The sequence below is a fragment of the Sediminibacillus albus genome (genome assembly GCF_900101125.1).
Lineage (GTDB): Bacteria > Bacillota > Bacilli > Bacillales > Amphibacillaceae > Sediminibacillus > Sediminibacillus albus.
Genome location: NZ_FNFL01000003.1, coordinates 110,400 through 129,300 on the forward strand (window position 1 = coordinate 110,400; position 18,901 = coordinate 129,300).

Annotated in this window: 16 protein-coding genes; all 16 read right to left on the minus strand. The window is 42.7% G+C overall.

Annotated features, from left to right (window positions below; all coding sequences use genetic code 11):
• Positions 1 to 79: 79 nt before the first annotated feature.
• On the minus strand, positions 80 to 685 hold the full coding sequence (spoIIR, locus tag BLR93_RS09670; protein ID WP_093213726.1) for a stage II sporulation protein R: 606 nt from the start codon (positions 683 to 685) through the stop codon (positions 80 to 82).
• Between the two features lie 91 nt (positions 686 to 776).
• Positions 777 to 1,646: a peptide chain release factor N(5)-glutamine methyltransferase gene (gene prmC, locus BLR93_RS09675; protein ID WP_093213728.1), complete on the minus strand. Its 870-nt coding sequence runs from the start codon at positions 1,644 to 1,646 to the stop codon at positions 777 to 779.
• Between the two features lies 1 nt (position 1,647).
• Positions 1,648 to 2,718: a peptide chain release factor 1 gene (gene prfA, locus BLR93_RS09680; RefSeq protein ID WP_093214650.1), complete on the minus strand. Its 1,071-nt coding sequence runs from the start codon at positions 2,716 to 2,718 to the stop codon at positions 1,648 to 1,650.
• 214 nt (positions 2,719 to 2,932) lie between these two features.
• Positions 2,933 to 3,340, minus strand: a complete 408-nt coding sequence (locus BLR93_RS09685) for a hypothetical protein (RefSeq protein ID WP_093213731.1) — start codon at positions 3,338 to 3,340, stop codon at positions 2,933 to 2,935.
• Between the two features lie 122 nt (positions 3,341 to 3,462).
• Positions 3,463 to 4,083, minus strand: coding sequence for a thymidine kinase (locus BLR93_RS09690; RefSeq protein ID WP_093213734.1), 621 nt, complete (start codon positions 4,081 to 4,083; stop codon positions 3,463 to 3,465).
• A 292-nt stretch (positions 4,084 to 4,375) separates the two neighbouring features.
• Positions 4,376 to 4,621, minus strand: coding sequence for a type B 50S ribosomal protein L31 (locus BLR93_RS09695; RefSeq protein WP_026570790.1), 246 nt, complete (start codon positions 4,619 to 4,621; stop codon positions 4,376 to 4,378).
• Between the two features lie 243 nt (positions 4,622 to 4,864).
• Positions 4,865 to 6,151 carry a transcription termination factor Rho gene (gene rho, locus BLR93_RS09700; protein ID WP_093213737.1) on the minus strand — a complete coding sequence of 429 codons (1,287 nt, stop codon included), beginning with the start codon at positions 6,149 to 6,151 and terminating at the stop codon, positions 4,865 to 4,867.
• A 690-nt stretch (positions 6,152 to 6,841) separates the two neighbouring features.
• Complete coding sequence (locus BLR93_RS09705; protein WP_093213738.1) at positions 6,842 to 8,128, minus strand: UDP-N-acetylglucosamine 1-carboxyvinyltransferase; 1,287 nt, start codon at positions 8,126 to 8,128, stop codon at positions 6,842 to 6,844.
• 146 nt (positions 8,129 to 8,274) lie between these two features.
• Positions 8,275 to 8,916 (minus strand): fructose-6-phosphate aldolase, encoded by a 642-nt coding sequence (gene fsa / locus BLR93_RS09710; protein ID WP_093213741.1) that lies wholly within the window; start codon positions 8,914 to 8,916, stop codon positions 8,275 to 8,277.
• A gap of 256 nt (positions 8,917 to 9,172) precedes the next feature.
• Positions 9,173 to 10,036, minus strand: a complete 864-nt coding sequence (gene fba, locus BLR93_RS09715; RefSeq protein WP_093213742.1) for a class II fructose-1,6-bisphosphate aldolase — start codon at positions 10,034 to 10,036, stop codon at positions 9,173 to 9,175.
• A 166-nt stretch (positions 10,037 to 10,202) separates the two neighbouring features.
• Positions 10,203 to 10,571 (minus strand): response regulator, encoded by a 369-nt coding sequence (locus BLR93_RS09720; RefSeq protein ID WP_093213745.1) that lies wholly within the window; start codon positions 10,569 to 10,571, stop codon positions 10,203 to 10,205.
• Between the two features lie 286 nt (positions 10,572 to 10,857).
• Positions 10,858 to 12,459 (minus strand): CTP synthase, encoded by a 1,602-nt coding sequence (locus BLR93_RS09725; protein ID WP_093213747.1) that lies wholly within the window; start codon positions 12,457 to 12,459, stop codon positions 10,858 to 10,860.
• A gap of 333 nt (positions 12,460 to 12,792) precedes the next feature.
• A complete protein-coding gene (gene rpoE / locus BLR93_RS09730; RefSeq protein WP_093213750.1) occupies positions 12,793 to 13,419 on the minus strand; it encodes a DNA-directed RNA polymerase subunit delta in 627 nt (208 codons plus the stop codon).
• A 548-nt stretch (positions 13,420 to 13,967) separates the two neighbouring features.
• A complete protein-coding gene (gene icmF / locus BLR93_RS09735) occupies positions 13,968 to 17,204 on the minus strand; it encodes a fused isobutyryl-CoA mutase/GTPase IcmF (RefSeq protein ID WP_093213752.1) in 3,237 nt (1,078 codons plus the stop codon).
• Between the two features lie 18 nt (positions 17,205 to 17,222).
• Positions 17,223 to 17,873: a TetR/AcrR family transcriptional regulator gene (locus tag BLR93_RS09740; RefSeq protein WP_093213755.1), complete on the minus strand. Its 651-nt coding sequence runs from the start codon at positions 17,871 to 17,873 to the stop codon at positions 17,223 to 17,225.
• Positions 17,870 to 18,814, minus strand: a complete 945-nt coding sequence (meaB, locus tag BLR93_RS09745; protein WP_093213757.1) for a methylmalonyl Co-A mutase-associated GTPase MeaB — start codon at positions 18,812 to 18,814, stop codon at positions 17,870 to 17,872. Before meaB ends, BLR93_RS09740 begins: the two co-directional genes overlap by 4 nt.
• Positions 18,815 to 18,901 lie beyond the last annotated feature (87 nt).

Sequence of the window (18,901 nt, forward strand, 5' to 3'; positions counted from 1 at the left end):
TATTCAGTGTCCAGATCTAGCATCTCTCCGGCCTTCACTTAGTCTATTCTATGATTGATAGAAAGGAAATATGATAGATTTAACTAAACCATTCAAAAAGAAAAAATTTCACTTCCACTTCTTCCTCGCCCACTTGCTCTGCTTCGGCTTCTTCTGTTTCTTTATCTGTTTCGGCAACAGTGGTCCCGTCAGAAAAATCGAGGAAGCATAATGGCGGGAATAGTACACACCACCAGTTAGCGCCATTGCCATTTCCAAGTGTGATTAAAATCGCTTCGTATTCGCCAGCCGGGTAAATATAAGATCCATACACTTTTGCAGGAAAATTCACCCGATCACCATAGTCTACTTGATAGGATTGGTGTGATCCTTGTTCCTCAAGAACTGTTTTCACGGTAGCTTTTATTTGCGGAAGCTTGTTTTGGATGGTCTCCCTCGCTTCCTCGATATCATCTATTTCCTTGACCCACTCTGTAATATTATTATTGACCCGGTCGCGGATTTTCCGCTTCAGCTCCTGGTCGTTTTCACCATCACTATTTGCTAATATGCGCAAGCGAATCGCATCATCCGGGATAACCTGGTAGTCTGCACTGCTGCTTTGATCCCATTCTCCTAATCCTTTGGTTGGAAGAACTCCTAATAGTGCCAAAAAAATAATAAAATAAATAATATAACTGCGCATGCTTCCTGCCCCTTTCTTAACTGCTTAGCAACAGTATGGACAGGAGGCGATGCTTTTAAACTGGTAATCTACTATTTTTTTTATCCCTCATTTACTTTGCTTGAACAAATACCATCCGGTCTTTTCCATTGATATCTTTTCTTACCTCGATTTCACTTGCAGGAAACTGGCTGCGGATCAACCGGGAAACTCGGTCCCCTTGCTGATGGCCGATCTCGAAAGCAATCAGTCCCGGCTTATTTAACACCTGGCCAGCCTGGCGAAGAATTTTATCATAAGCAGCCAGTCCTTCCTGGTCAGCGAATAGCGCCAAGCCGGGGTCATAATTTTTCACTGTATCCGAAAGTGTTTCCTTATCTTGATAGGGAATATAAGGCGGGTTGGAAACTAAGACATCGACAGAGATTTGCCTGTCAATCAGCGGCTGAAGAAAATCCCCTTGTAAAAAGGCAATTTCACTTCCATGCTGCTTGGCATTATGCTCAGCAACAGCCAAAGCTTCCGCTGATATATCAGCTGCAATCACCTCAGCAGCAGGCTGTTCACATTTTAGCGTAACGGCAATAATGCCGCTGCCTGTGCCAACATCGACGAGTGTTATCGGGCGGTTTACGTCGAAGGCAGATAGATAATCAAGCACTCCGGCAACCAATTCTTCTGTCTCCGGTCTAGGTATCAAAACATGACGATTAACAGAAAAATCGCGTCCGTAAAAAGATTCTTTTCCCATTAAATGTTGAATAGGAACTCCAGTTGCTGCATGTGCCTCAATATCTTTGATAAACTGTTCGTCCGCTTCGCAGGTGAGCGAATCTCTCAGCGAAGCTAAAAAGTCTGCTCGCGCTAAGCCAGTATGGTGTTGTAATAATATTTCAGCCACCTTTGGCTCTCTTTTATGCTGTTGTAAAAAAAGAGAAGCCCAGCGAAGGGCTTCATTCAGTGTTCGTCGTCTTCTAGTCATCTTATTCACCGATCTGCTCTAGTTTTTTGGCTTGCTCTTCCATACGCAAAGCCTCAATGACTTCTCCGACTTTTCCTTCCAAGATCTGGTCAAGCTTTTGGATGGTTAAGCCAATACGATGGTCTGTGACACGGTTCTGTGGAAAATTGTATGTTCGGATCCGCTCAGAACGGTCACCCGATCCAACCGCAGATTTTCTTGTCTCATCGTATTCAGCCTGTGCTTCCTGTTGAAACTTATCATAAATACGGGCTCGAAGAACCTTCATCGCTTTTTCCTTGTTCTTGATTTGCGATTTTTCATCCTGGATCGAAACCACGATTCCCGTCGGCATATGGGTCAGTCGGACAGCTGACATCGTCGTATTTACACTTTGTCCGCCTGGGCCGCTGGAAGCAAACGTATCAACACGGATATCTTTTTCATGGACATCGACCTCGACTTCCTCCGCTTCTGGCATTACGACAACCGTTGCGGTTGATGTATGGATCCTTCCGCCAGACTCGGTCTCAGGTACACGCTGTACCCGGTGTGCTCCATTTTCGAATTTAAGCTTGGAATAAGCGCCTTCGCCGTTAATCATAAAAATGACTTCCTTATAACCGCCGACGCCAGTTGTATTTGCCTCCATTACGTCGATCTTCCAGCCTTCTGCCTCTGCAAAACGCGAGTACATCCGATAGAGATCTCCTGCAAACAGTGCTGCTTCGTCACCGCCAGCAGCCCCGCGGATTTCCATAATAACGTTTTTGTCATCATTAGGATCCTTCGGCAGCAACAAAATCCGCAGCTCTTCTTCCAATTCTTCTTTTCGTTCGGATAGCTCACTAATTTCGGATTTTACCATTTCCTGCATTTCTGCATCCACTTCATCTTCAAGCATCACTTTCGCATCATCTAATTGCCCGGTGACATCTTTATATTCACGGTAAGCCTGGATGACATCCTCCAAGCCTGACTGTTCTTTAGAATATTCTCGTAGTTTTTTTGTATCACTGATTACTTCAGGATCACTAAGCAGTTCATTTAACTTGTCATAACGATCTTCCAAGGATTGCAGTCTGTCTAACACTTCATCCACCTCTTTCTCCTTAACAGTATAATTATAGTACAGGAGAAAAACCCCGTCAAAAAAAGCTTGCCGCCGTATATTCAGTCAATAGCTACTAGACTCCGTCTGTCGGACGAAAGGTATAGAATCACAAACAGATAAGCAGGCAAAAACGCACGAATTCACATGCCTCGTGCGTTTTAACTGTAACTGCTGCTATGCATCTATTTCACACTTATTTTACTAACACCTTGATTTGATAATTCGGAACCTCACCTTCGATTGCCGAACGAATATGATTAATTTTGGCCATTTTCTCTCCTGAATTTAATTGCTCATTTACACTCACAGTTACAGTAGCCTGATCATCTTCAAAAGTAATTGTTTGGACACGTACACCTGCTACCGACTCTGCTGCCCGAGCCATTTTAGAATGGTCGGCGTCATCCTGATCCAATTGTTTCTCGCCAAACTCATCGAAAATAATTGGGCCGGTATTCCTTGTTTGCATATAACCTTCATCCGTCATTTCTCCTGGTGCCATCCCGCTTTGCCCTTGCAGTGAATCACCGCTTTGTTCTCCACAAGCCGCCAGAATGGACAGGAACAATAGAATTAATAGGAGAATTATCCTTTTACACATAAGCACCCTCCCAAGCATTTTCTGTTAGGATGCTTCAGTTTAAGCAATTTATCCACCCTTGCTTGCTCAACGAAGATAAACAAAAACAGGGAGCTTGGTTTGGGCCCCCTGTTTTTAATCGGTTATTTCGATGCTTGGGAAGTTGTTAAGTTTAACGCTTGCCTGGGACGGTTTGGTACTTCATGGTGATGGCGACACCTTGGTTCATAAGACTCTGAGGCACCGACAAGAATAATCGGATCATCGTACGAGGCGGGTTTACCATTAATCAGCCGCTGTGTTCTGCTGGCTGGCGATCCACAAACCGGACAAATCGCATTTAGTTTTGTTACTGTCTCACTTAAGGCCATTAGCTTGGGAACTGGCCCAAATGGTTCCCCTCGAAAATCAGTGTCCAACCCTGCTACAATGACACGGTGTCCATGATTAGCCAGTTCATCTACAATTTCTACAATTTTTTCATCAAAAAATTGCACTTCATCTATACCGACTACATCGACGTCGGCATCCATATACTTTAGAATGTCGGCTGAACTGTCTACAGGCCTAGCTAGAATAGAAGTTCCATTATGGGAAACTACCGATTCTTCCGAGTATCTGCTGTCAATCGCCGGTTTGAAAACCCGGACAGATAAATTTCCATATGTAGCTCGCCGTACCCTTCTAATCAATTCTTCTGATTTTCCGGAAAACATACTGCCGCAAATAAGTTCAACCCATCCACTTTGCTTCATTACATACACAAGCGGGTCACTCCCTTCAAGGTTAGAGAAGTCGTTATCTAAATTCCTGAATCTCAGGAATGTTTATGCTTAGTTATTTCCCTGTCCATTTATAAAAAATGTCATTTTTCTACTTATTTTGCAATCAGGCTCGCACTAGACAAACTAACTTCAAAAAATCCATGTCAATTGCTGCACACATCCACATAACATTGATAAACGAACAAAGTAAAAAAACAGGCAAAAATTAGACAATTTGCCTGTTTTCCATGCTATTCCGGCTTAATTGCCAAGCATAAATGCCTGGGGAATATTAGCCAAGGTTATATTTTTTCTTGAATCGATCTACACGGCCGCCAGCTTTATCAGCTTTTTGTTTTCCTGTGTAGAAAGGATGAGAAGCTGAGCTAATTTCCACGCGAATCAATGGGTATGTGTTGCCATCTTCCCATTCAATTGTTTCTTCAGATGATTGAGTAGACCCGCTAAGGAATTTGTAGTCAGAGCTTGTATCAAGAAATACAACTTTTCTGTATTCCGGATGAATTTGTTCTTTCATATTCTTTCCACTCCTTTTGCCCTGAATCCTATAGAAACAGAGTTATTGTAAGCCCCCAATCCGAATAAAACAGATAGAGGCATGAGATACATTACTTCCCGCCTTTAAAAGACATAGGCTTAATAAGCAATCTATTCTAAACTCACATAGAATGATTATAACAGTGTAAAATTCCGTTTGCAAGGTGCATTTTGGCAAAGTAAAACTTTCCCTTTTACCGTTCTTTATACTATGAAAGGATAATTAAGCCCTTCTTGCTGTTCCCTTGCGTTTCATATCTTCCTCCATGTTTTGGAAGAATTCTTGATTGTTTTTAGAAGCTCTCATCCTACGCAGAAAACGCTCGACAAAATCGTTGGAATCCTGCATCGTTTTTCGGATAGCCCAAATTTTATCCAGATGATCTTTGGAAACAAGTAATTCCTCTTTCCTTGTTCCAGACCTAAGAATATCAATTGCAGGATAAATACGGCGTTCGGCAAGACTTCTGTCCAAGTGAAGCTCCATATTTCCTGTTCCTTTAAATTCCTCATAAATAACGTCATCCATACGCGACCCCGTATCTACCAAGGCTGTTGCCAGAATGGTAAAGCTTCCACCTTCTTCAATATTACGTGCTGCACCAAAGAAGCGTTTTGGCCGATGGAAGGCAGCAGGATCGATACCACCGGACAATGTCCGGCCGCTCGGCGGGATAACCAGATTATAAGCACGTGCCAGCCTGGTAATGCTATCCATCAAGACAATCACGTCTTTCTTATGCTCCACCAGGCGCATCGCCCGTTCTAGTACAAGCTCGGAAACCTTTATATGATTTTCCGGCACCTCATCAAAAGTGGAACTGACAACATCTACATCTGGATGGACAGAACGCTCGATATCTGTAACCTCTTCCGGGCGCTCATCGACCAGCAGGATGATCAGCTTCGAATCCGGATGGTTTTTAGAAATACTGTTAGCTATCTGCTTCAACAGCATTGTTTTCCCTGCTTTTGGAGGGGCAACAATTAATCCTCTCTGCCCAAACCCTACCGGTGTCATTAAATCGATAATTCGGGTTGAGAGTTTTTTCGTTTCTGTTTCCAAACGCATTAGACGGTCTGGATACAACGGAGTCAATGCTGGAAAATGAACGCGTTCCTTAGCGATTTCAGGGTTCTGGCCATTAACTGCATCAACATGAAGGAGGCCGTAATACCTTTCGTTTTCCTTAGGAGGACGAACTTTACCAGATACCTTATCCCCATTTCGAAGATCAAACCGACGAATCTGGGAAGCAGAAATATAAATATCTTCTGCGCTGGGAGAATAATTGATTGGGCGCAAGAAACCAAAGCCCTCTGATGGAATAATCTCTAGAATTCCATCCATAAATAAGAACCCATCTTTTTCTGCTTGAGCTTTCAAAATAGAAAAAACAAGCTCTCTTTTTGTTAATTTAGCATAATAAGATACCTTATATTCTTTTGCTTTTTCATATAGATCCTTTAACGTTAAAGATTCTAAATGAGAAATGGACAATTCAGCCACAAAATCACCACACCTATTTAATTTTTATATTTTTATTAATTAAGATCATTACTTAACAGAATAGTTCTTCACTGCCACAGCCCTATGCTTAGTCAGATGGCAGAAACGGCCGCTTCACCATGTGCCATGGATCGGGTAAACTATGCAATTCCTGTTCGAAGCCTCGTCGGATAGCTTTTTGATAGATTTTTAAGCTGATGGAGGAAAACCCAGTAGGAAAGTTGACGCCTTTCATCCACTTTGGCTTTTCTAGTCAACAACACTTGAAAGCCGTACAAGGAAGAAGTAGTAGGAAAGCATAAAACTAGAATAGAAGTTTGTAAACAATACTATAGCATTATTTCCATAATAGACCTTCATTAAACTTCTTCAATATTACCTTTTCTTTATTGATTATTCAACTATAATTTCAGCAAAAGCCAGCACGCCGGTTGTATACCCTTTCAACTGCTTATTCATTTACCATTTAAACTGTTTCCTCAAAACATAAGTATGACTCATTTATTATACATTTTAGGGAATAAAAGTGATGGAGGATGTTCCGGCGGAGTATAGTGGTGCTTAAAGGATGCCCTTGTTCTTTAACTAGCTCTCGGGGCACCCTTAAGCATTTGTCTACTATCAAGCTGATTGTTGAAACTATTCAACAGAATTGTGAAACGCCTGCTTCGTCGGCAGAATACCATCGTTTTATGAATTTTGGAATTGCTCCACTTCTTCGGGAGTCATTTCTTCCCGCCAAATCTTTGCACCCAAATCGGACAGTTTTTCAGTAATTTGTTCATAGCCGCGGTCAATATGCTCAAGGCCAGTGATTTCCGTTATCCCCTTGGCCATGAGGCCTGCGGCTATCAGAGCTGCCCCAGCCCGAAGATCGCTGGCCTTCACTTTGGCGCCTTCCAGCTGAACAGGCCCTGAAACAATTGCTGAGCCGCCTTCAACCTTGATTTGGGCATTCATTCTCCGCAGTTCGTCAATATGCTTCATCCGTGCCTGATAAATGGTATCTGTGACCACACCGGTTCCTACCGCTCTGGTCAGCAAGGAAGTGAATGGCTGCTGCAAATCTGTCGGGAAACCTGGATGGACAAGTGTTTTAATATCAACACTCTTTAACTCTTTCCCAGGCTGTACAAGCAGCTGCTCATCGCCTTCTTCAATATTAATACCCATTTCCCTAAGCTTGGCCAACAATGATTCAAGATGCTGCGGAATGACGTTATCAATCAATACTTTTTCGCCTTGCGCAGCTGCCATGATAGTATAAGTACCGGCTTCAATCCTATCAGGGATAATTGTATGCATACATCCTGTCAGTGAGTCACACCCATCAATTCGAATCACATCTGTGCCGGCTCCCTTGATTCGAGCACCCATACTGGTCAGCAATGTAGCTACATCAATGATTTCCGGCTCTTTAGCTGCATTTTCAATAATCGTTCTTCCTTTGGCTTTAACAGCGGCAAGCATAATATTAATGGTGGCGCCCACGCTGACGACATCGAGATAAATTCGAGCTCCCCTTAGCTCATCAGCCCTAAGGTAAATCGCCCCTTGTTCATTTGTCACGGTAGCGCCAAGAGCTTCAAAGCCTTTAATATGCTGGTCAATCGGACGCGGGCCTAAATGGCAGCCTCCAGGAAGGCCGATCACTGCTTCCTTGAATCGACCAAGCATCGCTCCCATGAAATAATAGGAGGCGCGAAGTTTTTTTACCTTTCCGCTCGGCAAAGGCATATTAACCATATTGCTTGGATCGATATGGATTGTCTGCCCTTTCCAAGATACATTTCCGCCTATCTCCTCCAGCAAATCACCTAATACTTCAACGTCAGATATGCCTGGCAACCCTTCAATAATAACCTTTGATTCAGCAAGAATGGCAGCCGGCAGCAATGCAACAGCACTATTTTTCGCTCCGCTCACTCTTACTTTTCCATTTAAAGGACTGCCGCCTTCTACTAGTATTTTTTGCATTGAGAACTCCTCACTCCCTGAGATTGCTCTAAAGATCGTCCAACTGCAACTCCCGGTTGCACCCGTCCCGTTTCTTTTCCTTTAGAGGCAAATCTGCAGTAATCTAGTTGATCAACCTTATTTTACACAAATTTTGCCAAACCATACTAATTTTGCTTGTTCCAATCAGACAAAAACTTTTCGATTCCTTTGTCGGTTAGTGGATGGCTCACCATCTGCTTCAGTATGCTAAATGGTACGGTAGCAATGTGGGCTCCGTTTAGAGCGGCATCGGTAACATGAAGCGGATGCCTGATTGATGCAGCAATAATTTCTGTCTCAATGCCATGGCGGTCAAAGATTTCTGCGATTGCTGCAATTACCTCCATCCCGTTATGCCCGATGTCATCCAGCCTTCCGAGAAAAGGTGACACAAAGCTTGCCCCTGCTCTTGCGGCCAGCAATGCCTGATTGGCATTGAAAATCAAGGTAACGTTGGTTTTTATATTTAAATCACTTAACGCTTTTACTGTTTTTAAACCTTCAAGCGTCATTGGTACTTTAACTGTAATATTAGGAGCTATCGCTGCTAACTCTTTTCCTTCCTCGATCATGCCTTCTGCATCTTCGGAAATCACCTCTGCACTTACAGAACCGCTAATTTCTTCTGTTATGTCTTGAAGCCTTTGATGAAAAGAAACATCTTCCTTTGCTACTAGGCTTGGATTGGTAGTCACCCCCGCCAGAATTCCTAAAGCGCTTGCTTCCCTGATTTCCCCAATGTTGGCAGTATCAATGAAAAACTTCATTTACACAACTCCTTTTCACTTGCTATTGCAAACGGATAAGCTTGGGTTATCGGCTTAGCCGGGTTTACGTGTACCAGCTGCCTAATGAACTTGTACTATTTATTTTAACTGATTAAACATGGAAAATCACTTGATAGCTATGAACATTTAAATTGAAAAGAGTTATTGATAGAATGAATGGTGGCAGAACATGTGGAAAATTATTTTATAGCAGGAAAAGGAAACTGTCCTGGCAGACAGTTTCCTTTTCAGCCAATTATGCTTTGTTTGATGAACCGAACTCGCGCATTTTACCAATAACGGTTTGCTTAATTGCGTCGCGCCCTGGCCCTAGGTATTTACGAGGATCATACAGATCCGGCTGTTCCGCCAATACCTCGCGTACTTTTGTTGCTTGCGAAATTTGGTTTTCCGTATTTACATTGATTTTGGATGTTCCTAGAGAAAGTGCACGTTTGATATCTTTAGTAGGAATTCCAGTACCGCCGTGAAGTACTAGAGGAACATTTACCAAATTAAACACTTCTTCCATACGGTCAAAACCAAGGTTAGGTTCGCCTTTGTAAGGGCCGTGTACAGAACCAAGCGCCGGAGCAAAGCAGTCAACACCTGTTTCGTTTACTAATCTTTCGCATTCTGCTGGAATCGCGTAAGCTGCTTCTGCGTCGTCTACGATTAAATCGTCTTCTTGTCCACCGATACGACCAAGTTCAGCTTCAACAGAAACGCCATTGATATGAGCTACTTCAACAACTTTTTTAGTCAATGCGATATTTTCTTCCAATGGAAAATGAGAACCATCAATCATGACAGATGTAAATCCGGCATGGATTGCTTGGACACATTTTTCAAAGCTTGAGCCGTGGTCAAGATGGATTGCTACAGGAACTGTAGTACCATACTCTTCCATTAGCGCTTTAACCATGGTTACGACAACTTTAAAACCGCCCATATATTTTGCAGCACCTTCTGATACTCCAAGGATAACTGGAGACTTCTCCTCTTCAGCAGCTTGCAATATGGCCTGGACATATTCTAAGTTATTAAGATTGAACTGACCAACGCCATAATTATTTTTCTTGGCTTCTTCAAGCATTTCTTTCATTGAAACTAATGGCATGCTATTTCCTCCTTATGGTAAGCTATCTGCTTTAGTATGCAATATCCAGTCAATAGTTATTTTTGATTGGGTACAGTATAAGAATACCAACTCCTATCTATCGGCGCAACAAAACAGTTAAAAGATAACGCTTTCTCTCTTTTTTCAGATTATTATGTAATTCACTCTATCCATTTTCTGACAGAATTCGATTGACCCGGTACCTTGCATCCTCAATATTAAAGGGTTTGGCGAAGATTTCTTTCACCATTGGAAACTGGTCTTGTTTTCCTTCTATTTCTTCTGAAAGCCCGCTCATCAATATAGCAGGTATATGGATCCCTTTTTCTTCCAACTTATGTAACAAAGCCTTCGCATCCATAATTGGCAATTTATAATCAACCATCAGCAAATCAGGCTGCTCGATTTCTATTTTATCTAAAGCTTCCTTGCCATTTTCCGCAGTAGTAATCCGGTAACCTTCGCTTTTTAAAATTTCCTCCAACAACAGCCGGATGCCTGGCTGGTCATCTACGATCATCACTGTTTTTGCCATTTCTGCCTCAACCCTTCCTGATTCTATACTTAAACCCTTACCAAAGCGCGGCACGGTTTAAATTTTATATTTTTGATCTGTTGTTTCTATACTTTTAAGAATATAGTTAACTGTTATGTTTACCAAGTTATATTAAGTGTTCTAGGGCAGATGAGTATTTTCCTGCTAATCTTGTGGAATATTGGCTTTTTTGGCACTTCCCTTTGAACAGCCATTAAAAAACTCCACAGACGGCACCATTTTCGGAACGATCGCCTGCGGAGTTAAAGCACATACATTTATTTTTTTACAGGCCGTCTACAGATGCACCGATAAAGTCGTGGAACAACTGCTGCGGGCGGTTCGGCCTTGATTTGAATTCCGGATGGAATTGGGAAGCTACAAACCAAGGATGGTCTTCCAGTTCAATTGTTTCAATCAGTCTGCCGTCCGGGCTTGTCCCTGAGAAAATAAACCCTTCAGCTTCCATCTGCTCACGGTAGACGTTGTTAAATTCGAAACGGTGTCGATGCCTTTCATAGACAACATCCTCATCATGATAAGCTTTCCTTGTTTTAGTTCCAGGTTTCAACCTGCACGGGTACACGCCCAACCGTAGCGTTCCGCCAAGATCGGAAACATCTTTTTGCTCTGGCAGCAAATCGATGATCGGATGAGGCGTCTCTGGGTAAATTTCCGCAGAATGAGCGCCTTCCAATCCTAAAACGTTTCTGGCGAACTCGACTGTGGCGAGCTGCATACCAAGACAAATACCCAAGAACGGAACCTTATTTTCTCTGGCATAGCGTATCGCTTCAATCTTTCCTTCGATCCCTCTATCACCGAAGCCGCCAGGTACTAAAATGCCATCCACACCTTCCAGCTTCGACTTGATATTTTCTGCAGTGACATGTTCTGAATTAATCCAGCGGATGGTAATATCCGCATCAAACTGGTATCCAGCATGCTTCAATGCTTCTACCACAGAAATATAAGCATCAGGGAGTTCCACATATTTTCCAACCAGGCCGATAGTGACCTCCTTGGAAAGATTTCTAACTTTCTGCGCCAGCTCATTCCATTCCGTCATATCCGCCGGAGCGCAATCGAGGCCAAAGTGGTCGCATGTCAATTGGTCGAGTTTTTGTTCCTGCAAGGACATCGGAACATGATACAGGGTATCTGCATCTCCAGCTTCCACTACTGCTTTGGAATCAATATCACAGAACAAGGCTATTTTATCTTTCATGTCCTGGCTTATTTCCATCTCTGTCCGCAAAACAATTACATCGGGCTGAATACCAAGCGACCTAAGCTCCTTCACACTATGCTGTGTCGGTTTCGTCTTCATTTCCCCTGCGGCTTTCAAATAAGGAACGAGGGTACAGTGTAGATACATAACGTTATCCCGGCCGATATCGCTTTTGATTTGCCTGATAGCTTCCAAAAAAGGAAGAGACTCGATATCGCCGACGGTACCGCCAATTTCTGTGATTACTACGTCAGCGTTTGTTTGCTGACCGGCCCGGAATACTTTGTCTTTGATTTCATTGGTAATATGAGGGATAACTTGAACGGTACCACCCAGGTAATCACCTTTCCGTTCTTTCTTTATCACAGTGGAATAAATTTTTCCAGTGGTGACGTTACTGTATTTATTTAGGTTTATATCGATAAATCTTTCATAATGACCTAAATCCAAATCGGTTTCTGCACCATCTTCTGTTACAAATACTTCGCCATGCTGATAAGGACTCATCGTCCCCGGGTCAACGTTGATATAAGGATCAAATTTCTGGATAGTAACATTTAACCCCCGATTTTTCAGCAAACGTCCCAACGATGCTGCAGTTATACCTTTACCCAGAGAAGAAACAACTCCTCCAGTTACGAAAATATACTTTGTCAACCTGCATCCCTCTTTCTATATTATTATGCCATTTAGTAGTAATCCTGCTAAGAATTAACTAGTAGTCTAGTCCCCGGCTCCCGGGTCAGACTTAGCCGTCTTTGCTCGCTTGGTTAGATTATTCCAAAGAAAGCCTTTTTATTATGGATGTACCGGAGTTCTCTCCTGGGGTATGACAAGCAGCTTAAGCATGCCTGTCCCCTTTTTTCAAATCATATAAAACAACAAAAGCGCTCCCCTTATTCAGGGGAACGCTTTATCAACGATAAAATAATTTAAAGAGCCCAAATAAAATTTTACTTACTTCCCTTTAGAAAGTCAAGCCCGGATCAATTAATTATAATTATCATCGTTGGCTTTGTCGTCGTCTTCATCGCCGACATAAGATACATCTTCCTCAACGACCTTCTTGTCTTCGTCACCCAATTTACCGCTGCGGAAATCTCCGTCATAATCATCATCTTTGTCAGCATCTGTATCATCGTCATCGTCAAAATCATCGTCGGTATCATCGATGAAATCCGTTGTGTCGAGGTCATCGAAGTCTAAGTCTTCCTCTTCCAATTCACTCAAATCGTCTTCAATCTCTTCTTCCACATAAATATCATCTTTTTTCCGTTTACTTGTTTTGGCTTTAGCCTTTGCCTTCGCTTTTTTCTTTTTCTTTTTCTTCTTAGGCGCATCGGTAATTTCCTCTTCGATCTGCTCGACAGGATACCAAACTTTCAGACCCCAAAGATTGGACCCTCCAGTCAAAAAGCGGCCGTCCGTGTTCAAATCCGTATAAAATTGAGCAATATATTCATCTTTTTGGGCTTTACTATAACCTTTATACTCAGCGATACGGTCATATACTTCTCTAAAATCCATTGCTTTTTTTTCATCTAAAAGGATCAAATTCGCTATTTCAATCATCGAGAAATCAGCAATCTCCTCGTGGCTGTAATTTTTCAAGCTCACGGTCAAGCACTCCCTTTATGTCAAATTATTAGAAACCAAAAACGCTCATGTACACAAATCCGGATTACTTTACGCTTTTCCAAGCAAAAGCAGCAGCTCATGCTATTGGATTACAAGAATGTATACATTCATTTTTTTATTAAGAAAAATTATGTCTTCCTCTGCCGCTTCCAGCACAAGAGCAGTACTCCGCCTGCTTTAATAAGTTTTTGAAAGCCTTTTGCTGAAGAAAAAATAGCGGTCTTAACCAATCATATGATTGTAGAGGCCAATATAACTTATCCTCCCATACATTATATGGTTATAAAAATCAAATTGCAATAATAGCTCTTGTTATCATTCCGCAAATCATCGAGTTGAAAATGGAACAAAAGTTTTCTTTCATATCCTGTTAATTTAGACACTTTTAAGCTCGGTTAAACATGGACTAACGATTTTTGTAGTTCAACACTTTAGTCACTCAGCAATTAGCTTGGATGAAAAGCGAAGGTACGGGAGCGCTTCAAAAACAAAAGGGATGCACGCAAGCGGTAGCATCCCTATCAAAACTACATATTTCTACGATACTGACCGCCAACTTGATATAGAGCATTGGTTATTTGTCCCAGGCTGGCGACTTTAACTGTTTCCATTAATTCGGCAAAAACATTTCCTCCCGATGAAGCCGTAGTTTTTAATTTTTCTAAAGCAGCTTCTGCTTCATGCTCGTGATTGTCATGGAAGCGTTCCAACTCTTGGATCTGATGTCTTTTTTCCTCCTGAGAAGCACGTGCCAGTTCCATCGAATCCATCTGGCCAGCCGGAGGATTAGGGTTTAAATAAGTATTCACCCCAATGATCGGCAGCTCGCCAGAGTGCTTTTTCGCCTCATAAAACAGAGATTCTTCTTGAATTTTACCGCGTTGGTACTGCCTTTCCATGGCGCCTAAAACCCCGCCCCTGTCGTTGATCCGCTCAAACTCCTGCAAAACCGCCTGCTCAACCATATCTGTTAGCTGGTCGATAATAAATGCCCCTTGAAGAGAGTTTTCATTTTTGGTAAGGCCAAATTCCTTACTGACAATCATTTGAATCGCCATTGCCCTGCGGACGGACTCCTCTGTAGGTGTGGTGATGGCTTCGTCATAGGAATTCGTATGCAGTGAATTGCAATTATCCTGGATAGCTATCAAGGCCTGCAATGTTGTCCGGATGTCATTAAAGTCGATTTCCTGGGCATGGAGGGAGCGTCCAGATGTTTGAATATGATATTTCAGCTTCTGGCTTCTTTCATCTGCTCCATATTTATCCCTCATGATAATAGCCCAAATTCTGCGGGCAACACGGCCAATCACCGTGTACTCGGGATCAAGACCATTGGAAAAGAAGAAAGACAGGTTCGGTGCAAACTTATTTATGTCCATTCCCCTGCTTAAATAATATTCAACATAGGTAAATCCATTGGCTAATGTAAAGGCAAGCTGGGTAATCGGGTTAGCTCCAGCTTCAGCGATATGATAGCCGGAAATCGAGACAGAATAATAGTTTCTTACCTGGTGGTCGATAAAGTATTGTTGAATATCCCCCATCATTCTGAGTGCAAATTCAGTTGAAAAAATACAAGTGTTTTGGCCCTGGTCTTCCTTGAGAATATCGGCTTGGACAGTTCCCCTAACAGTAGCCAACGTTTTCTCCTTAATAGCACCAGCTTCTTGATCGGTTGGCTTACGCCCGTTTTCTTCTGTGAATTTTTCCATTTGCTGATCGATAGCTGTATTAAAAAACATGGCCAATATAATTGGAGCTGGTCCATTAATAGTCATAGAAACAGACGTTTTCGGATCGATTAAATCAAACCCGTCATAAAGCTTTTTCATATCCTCTAAAGTACAAACATTGACTCCGCTCTCGCCTACTTTCCCATATATATCAGGACGCAGATCCGGGTTTTCTCCATAAAGTGTGACAGAATCGAACGCAGTACTAAGTCTTTTTGCATCATCGTCTTTTGACAAGTAATGAAAACGGCGGTTCGTTCGTTCCGGGGTTCCTTCTCCAGCGAATTGCCGTTTCGGATCCTCGCCCTTTCGTTTAAAAGGAAATACACCGGCCGTAAATGGAAAGGCACCTGGGACGTTTTCTTTTAATAGCCAGACTAAGCGATCGCCCCAGTCAGCAAATGAAGGGAAAGCCACTTTCGGTATTTTTAAACCGGACAAACTCTCGCTGTTAATATCAAGCGTTATTTCTTTTCCGCGAACCGGAAAGGACATCTGATCTTTTTGATAGTTTGCTTTTGTCTCCTCCCAGGCATCCAGCAATCGTTTGTTTCCAGCCTCAAGCTGCATTTCCTGCTGCTCAAGCAGCTCTTCAATCGGGCCAGTTTGGCTGTCATCAGCGATTAGTTCCCTGGTGGCCCGCAAATGTTGAATTTTCCTGGCAACCTTTGCTTGATCATCTGCCTTTTCATGATATTTCTTTACATAAGCGGAGATGTCGCGTAAATAGTGCCTTCTTTCATTTGGAATAATGACATTCTGTTTTTCCACCACATTTACCCTCTCAAAAGAGGTGGTGCTATTCCAGTTATACTCGCTGTTAAGCTTTTCAATCATTGCAGCAAACAATGTATTAGTCCCAGCATCATTGAATTGGCTTGCAATCGTTCCGAACACAGGGAAGTCTTGTTTATTCTGGTGGAAGAGCATTCTGCTCCGCTCGTATTGCTTTCGTACCTGGTTTAAGGCATCTTCGGAACCTTTCTGTTCAAACTTATTAATTACAATGAAATCAGCAAAGTCAATCATGTCTATCTTTTCTAATTGGGACGGCGCTCCGAATTCCGCTGTCATGACATACATGGATAAATCACAAACATCTGTAATCGCAGCATTCCCCTGGCCAATCCCGCTTGTTTCGACAATTATAAAATCCATGCCGGCGGCCTTGGCAATTTCAATCACATCCGCAATCGACTTGGATAGCTCGCTGCTCGAATTTCTTGTTGCCAACGAGCGCATAAAAACTCGATCAGAAAATATCGCATTCATGCGAATTCTATCTCCAAGTAAAGCACCGCCGGTTTTCTTTTTGGTCGGGTCAATCGATAAAACCGCTATTTTTTTGTCAGGGATTTCATTGATAAACCGGCGAATCAGTTCATCTGTCAACGAGCTTTTTCCGGCCCCGCCAGTTCCGGTGATCCCAAGAACCGGCACCGTGCTTGCCTGTGTATCTTTACAGACTGCCTCTATTGCTGCTGCCTGTTCCGGCTGTGGATGATTTTCCACCACACTTATTAAACGGGCCAATGCCTGATGATTAGCAGCGGGCAGCTTTTCAATTTCTTTTTGCAGGTCGACTGGTGGCGCAAAATCACATTCCTCTAGCATTTGATTAATCATTCCTTGCAAACCGAAACTGCGGCCGTCTTCCGGAGAGAATATCCTGGCGACACCATAGTCGTGCAATTCCTTTATTTCCCGCGGGATAATAACTCCACCGCCGCCACCATACACACGAATATGGCCGGCACCTTTTTCCTTTAATAGGTCGACCATATATTTAAAATACTCTACATGCCCTCCCTGATAAGAAGATATGGCAATTCCCTGTACATCTTCCTGAATGGCTGCATTGACGATCTCTTCTACGGAACGGTTATGCCCAAGGTGTATCACTTCCGCACCACTTGACTGAAGGATACGGCGCATAATATTGATGGAAGCATCATGCCCATCAAATAAACTAGAAGATGTAACGAAACGCACAGGATGAACTGGCTGATAAATTTCTGCTTTTTCCATTATACATACTCCCCTTCCCTAACTATATTTTGATCCGTTCGCCGCTACCTGCCGCTCAGAAACACCGAGCCCTGCCAGTAAAAAATGGACTTGCCTCTCTGTATAGGAAGTTATCGTAAAATCTTTTTGCAGCATCCAGCGGCGGAATCCCCACATTTGTCCCTGAATAAAGATATTGTTAGCTATCAGCGAAATGTCCGACGTTTTAAGCTGGCAAGGTGCACTGTCACTTATCAGATTTTCCAGCATACGGACCATTGCCTTTTCTTTCTTGATCACATATTCCTGCGCTTCTTTTGACAGCGATTTCATTTCCTGATACATAATAACGACCTCATTTTGCATTTCATCCATAAGGAAAAAGTAAGCACGGACAGCTTCCATTAGATGTTCTGTCGTTGCATTCTCCGTTACAAAGGCAGCCTCCATCCGAACTTTTACATTTTCATAAATAGAGTCACACACTAGGAACAAAATGTCTTCTTTCGTCCGTATATATTCATAGAGCGTTCCAATGCTAAACCCGGAAGCTTTGGCGATTTCTCTCGTTGTGGTTCGATGAAACCCTTTCTCTTTGAATAAAGCGACGGCCCCCTTTATCATTTGGTTTCTTCTGTGCTGTATCAGCTTTTCGTCTTTTACAGAGGATGTAACTTTGCTGCTTGTCATTTACGTTCACCTCCCTGCTTCCATTGATAATACCAGTCAAGCGCAAACTGATATGGATCGGCATCAATCGGGTTAATTGATTCCTGGAACTTGGCATCTTTTTTTAAATAATCATCGACCTCACGCCAAATTTCTTCACGGATTAATTCTTTGATCTCAAGTTCCAACTTTTGGGTCCGTTGATTTTTGCCTTGGTTTGTCTGCTCCAAGAATTGTTTGTGTGCCAGGATTTGCTTCCACAATTGATCAATACCTTGATTTTCTGTAGAAACTGTCGAAATAATTGGCGGAGTGAAGCCTTCCTTGTCACTAATCATTAAAAAATCCCTAAGTAAAATCTTTAATTTATCCACACCGGGTAGATCGGCTTTGTTGACGATAAATAAATCGGCAATCTCCATGATTCCTGCTTTAAATACCTGAAGCACATCCCCGCTATTAGGAGTTAACACTAATGCTGTCGTATCGGCCACTTTCATAATATCTAGCTCCGATTGACCAACGCCTACTGTCTCGACGAGGACGAGATCAAAGCCATATGCATCACAAATACGCAGCGTGTCTTTCGTCGCCCGGGCCAATCCGCCCAGACTCCCCCTGGTCGCCATGCTCCTGATAAATACTCCCGGGTCGGTAAAGTGCTGATTCATTCGAATTCTATCCCCCAAAAGTGCTCCACCGCTGAAAGGGCTAGTCGGATCAACAGCAATGACAGCAATGGTCAGGCCTTGATTCCGTACATAATGAATCAGGCGGTTTACCAGCGAACTTTTGCCCGCTCCCGGAGCACCTGTGATGCCGACAAAATGAGCGTTTTTCTTGATAGCAAAAATATCTTTAAGCAGTTTTAATTTATCCGGGTGGTCGTTTTCCACCATAGTAATTGCTTTAGCCAATGCTCTAATGTCCTGTTTTCCGATCTTTTCAGCTAGAGGATGCATGGAGATGGCTCCTTTCCAGATATCAGTAACGGGCTGCTTGTGTGACGATGGGCATTACAGGCATGATTCCAGTACTTTTGTTAAGTA